Origin of the sequence: Hymenobacter amundsenii, from assembly GCF_002204745.1 — a bacterium.
Classification (GTDB): domain Bacteria; phylum Bacteroidota; class Bacteroidia; order Cytophagales; family Hymenobacteraceae; genus Hymenobacter; species Hymenobacter amundsenii.
The window spans coordinates 1-3,707 of record NZ_NIRR01000081.1; the positions used below are offsets into that span (position 1 = coordinate 1).

The window sequence follows — 3,707 nt, forward strand, 5'->3', positions numbered from 1 at the left end:
AACGCCGGCATTCTGCCCTCGGCTATCAATCGCCCAATCACTTTGAAACCCATCTTCAAACAACGTCCCAATTGTGTCCGGCTTAGCTAGACCACCTCATCCTCACTGGTGTGGGCCATACGGTTTACTTCCTAAACGTAGGAAGTAAACCGTACACCTAGTGCTGCATCTGCGCGTTACTTCACATAAACCGACTTCTCGGACATACATATTATACTACTTAAACTACATTTCCCCTCTTGAGGTATGCTTGAACTATCAGCTTTGATCAAGCGCATTGTGATCTGCTTGATCCTTGGCCTATCAGTCACAAGCTGTCGCAAAACCGATTCATTCGACCAGGAATTACGAGGCCGTGCACTCTCCTCGGTTGTGATAGAGCTAGGAACTCCTGTATCCAGTGTGACCTTTCCCTTAAGCACTAGCCTGCTAGAATTTCAGTATGGGCTCCTGTATACTGCCACGCCTCAGGAAGTAGCTACTCACGTACAGGTCAAGCAGATCCTCTGGTCGCGATGGCCAGGAAAACTTTATGTTTGGTTCATTTACAGGAAGAACAAATGGGTTGCCGTTGACTCGCTCTACTGGGGTCCAGGTGTGCAGTTTTAATTGAGTGAAATTGACACTTTACAAGTTCAACTGCGCTGTAGGGCGAGTGTTGATTCTGGGTTCTGTCCCCTAACATAACATTAGTTATAAGCGGCGTCACGGAATTATGTTAGATTTCGGCCTAGCCAGCCGCTGCTGCCGGCGTGGTACTTCTCCGCGATAGGGCTAGTAAATATTATTAGCTACCTTACTCAACCCTTCTTTTTACCATCTACGCTATGATTTTACGCTACTCCCTTCAGGATATCTCTCTATCTCGGAACATCCGTTCCACCTGGCGTCAGCGCTGTATCGGTGGGTGGCTGCTGGCTACCGTGCTCGGACTCGGCACCGCTCAGGCGCAGGGTTCTGCCTGCGCCCCGGCAACGGCGCTGGTGGCCGATAGCATCGGGCAATTCTCCGCAGTGGTTCGTTTTGTTGGCGCTACCGGAACCGCTGGCTACACCGTGACTACCACGCCCGCCACGCAGGCGTATACCTTGCCGGCCGAGGCAACCGCCGTGCGGCTCCGAATGCTGATGTACGACACCAACTATACCGTGCAGATTCTGCGGCAGTGTGGCGGTGGGCAAATCGCCGCGCCCGCGCAGTTGTCTTTGCGAACGGCTGAATATTGTGGCGGCCCCAACGATGTGCAACCCGTCAACATTAGGGCAACGTCGGCCGATATTATCTTCGGGCCCGGCGCGCCCGGTACAGCTCGCAACTACACCGTAGACGTGCACCGCATCCAACAAGGGGTCAACTCTACATTCGTCGGGAGTTACAACGTGACCCAATCGCCGCTGCAACTGACGGGCTTGCTGCCCAACACCATGTATGGGATAACGATTTTCACCAACTGCACCAACGGGCAAAGTTCTGGGGGAACGGGTGGACCAGGCCTGCCCTTTACCACGCTGGCCGCCACACCCACGTCCACCGCGCACGGCCGTGCCGCTGCCCCCTTCGTAGTATACCCAAATCCAGCCTACACGGCCCTCACCGTGCAGTTGCCCGCCACGGCACCCCGCACGGAGCTACGGGTGCAGTTAGTGGACGCCACGGGCCGGGTGAGCCACACGCAGCTCGTCCGGTGTGGCGCAGATGGGGTGCTGGTGCTCGCGTTACCGCCGCAACCGGCGGGGTGGTACATCCTGCGCTTACAAGGTACAGGCGGATACCAAGCCAGCAAGCCGCTTCACATCTTGTAAACGTGGTTTACAACATGTAAAAGCGAAGCTTATAACGTTTTCTAAACGACCGTTTGTAAAACGTTACGGGTGCCTGTCTAAGATTATCGAGCAGCTTCGTGGTAAGTGCCCATATCTTAGCGACGAGTCACCAAGTAGGTAAGTTGAAATTGGAAGGCGCTGTTGTGCGAGCGCGTGAGCGGCACCGTGACCGATTCCTGGCGTATCCGGGTGAAACCACCATTGTAGCGTACGCCGACGCCTAGACCGTTCTGGAGTTCGTAGCCGATCCCTGCCACATACCCCAGCTCCCACCGCCGGTACGGAGCGAGACGATTGGGGCGATTAGCGGGACGCGGATCGATTGTGGGATTACGGTCTTTCACGTCGAGTAGGTACCCGACTTGCGGACCGGCCTCGGCTATCCAGCCGCCAACCTTCACTTTAGCCAACAAGGGCGCGTTGAGGTAGTGTAAGAAGACCCTATTTGTATATAGTCCCGGTACATTCTGCATCTCATAGCCTTTGCGAGCATAGGCTATCTCCGGCTGTAAAGAGAAGAAGCCATCCGTTGTAAGGGGGACATTCACCACGAGCCCGCCAGCTGGCCCCCATAACCCTTCTAGATTTTTAGTGTCTGATCCCGTTGCGGTGGAATAATTAGCGCCGGCGCGCAGACCAACCCGGATGCCTTGCGCATGTGCTGCCCACAGGCTGCTAACGACGAGCACACTAGTACAGAAAAGCTGTTTCATACGAGATAGAGAAGGGGGGTATATAGAAGTCTTTCAACGAACAAAACGAGTACGCAACCCAAAACTGTATAAAGGCTTGACAAGAATTATAGGGGGCCTGCTAGCGCTTGAGAGCACCAATCACAGGACGAAACTCGTCTGGTATACCCGTATTACTTTTCCGCGATTGCGGGTATAATTAATGTTATGTAAAGGGACGAAACCCAGATGACAGCGGGAGTAATTGTACTTCCCCACTGCCCCTAAAATCCTGTTTGCCGAAGCCCGAGACTCCTACCGTGGTGTTTACGAAACTCATCTCCTTGGCGCGTTTCGTAAACTTTGATTCGTAGACGGGTTTCTTAAACTCGCCCTGCCCCATTGGGGTCAGCTGGCCACTAAGTGCCGGGCTGCTTCCTGCCGTTCAGGGAAAGGAGCGTTAGGTTAGCTCTATCCCGTGCTTCTGTGCTGTCTCTGGTCTGTATGGGGCACCGCTTAACTTTCCCAGGTAATGTGGTGCACTTTCCCTTGCTCGTCGGTTTTGACCGCCAGCAATTGATTGCTCGGCTCTCCCGCCAAATAAAGGGCATAGTCAAAAGTGGCAAACTGTTCCTCGTCGTACTTGCCGTCGGGGTAGAAGCCGACACGAATTAATTTCAATTCCTTCAGCAGCCGAAATGCCCGGGCGTCGGGCGACGTCTCGGCAGGCAGCAGAGCGGAGAGTTCCGCTTCGTCGAGTTCGTCAAAATAAAAGGTAATGTGGTCGGCCGTTTCGCCGTCTGCGGCAAAGTCCTGCTCCAGCGCGGCGTGGTTGTGCCCGTCCCACCGCGTCAGGTGGTTCAAGAACTCTTCAATGGCGCGGAGGACTTCTGGACTGATGGTTTTGTGTTCAAAGTTTAGGTCCAGATTAACCGTCAAGTCTTTCACCACCGCCGTGGTCTGGTAGTACTCTTCCAGCTGTGCGGGGTTGATTTCGCCAAAATAGGGCAGCAAGTAGTTCATGGGTTCAGCGGCGGGTGGAATGTGGTGGAGGGTACGCTAAAGGGGGAACCCCAACAGTCGGAATAGACGAGCCCACAGGGTTCAAGAAAATGGTCCGAAGGTAAACGAGCTAACCGCCAGTAGCTGCCACTAACGAACGTGGCTGAACGACTAGGAACACTCCCCGGCACCCTAGAGGCGATGCTCAACC

General features: G+C 54.4%; 3 protein-coding genes. 1 reads left to right on the top strand and 2 read right to left on the bottom strand.

All coding sequences use genetic code 11. The annotated features are described in order from the left end of the window. The first annotated feature begins 827 nt into the window (after positions 1 to 827). On the top strand, positions 828 to 1,802 hold the full coding sequence (locus CDA63_RS19890; protein WP_088466201.1) for a T9SS type A sorting domain-containing protein: 975 nt from the start codon (positions 828 to 830) through the stop codon (positions 1,800 to 1,802). 116 nt (positions 1,803 to 1,918) lie between these two features. Here CDA63_RS19890 and CDA63_RS19895 read toward each other — a convergent pair whose 3' ends face one another. Together CDA63_RS19895 and CDA63_RS19900 are read right to left on the bottom strand one after the other, a co-directional pair. Beyond that, complete coding sequence (locus tag CDA63_RS19895; protein WP_088466202.1) at positions 1,919 to 2,536, bottom strand: porin family protein; 618 nt, start codon at positions 2,534 to 2,536, stop codon at positions 1,919 to 1,921. 474 nt (positions 2,537 to 3,010) lie between these two features. Further along, the gene (locus CDA63_RS19900; RefSeq protein ID WP_088466203.1) at positions 3,011 to 3,517 is read right to left on the bottom strand and encodes a DUF2004 domain-containing protein; all 507 of its coding nucleotides are present in this window, start codon (positions 3,515 to 3,517) and stop codon (positions 3,011 to 3,013) included. Positions 3,518 to 3,707 lie beyond the last annotated feature (190 nt).

Excerpts from the sequence above, each read along its gene's own strand:
- CDA63_RS19895 (WP_088466202.1), bottom strand. The coding sequence starts at position 2,536 with ATGAAACAGCTTTTCTGTACTAGTGTGCTCGTCGTTAGCAGCCTGTGG.
- CDA63_RS19890 (WP_088466201.1), top strand. The coding sequence starts at position 828 with ATGATTTTACGCTACTCCCTTCAGGATATCTCTCTATCTCGGAACATC.
- CDA63_RS19900 (WP_088466203.1), bottom strand. The coding sequence starts at position 3,517 with ATGAACTACTTGCTGCCCTATTTTGGCGAAATCAACCCCGCACAGCTG.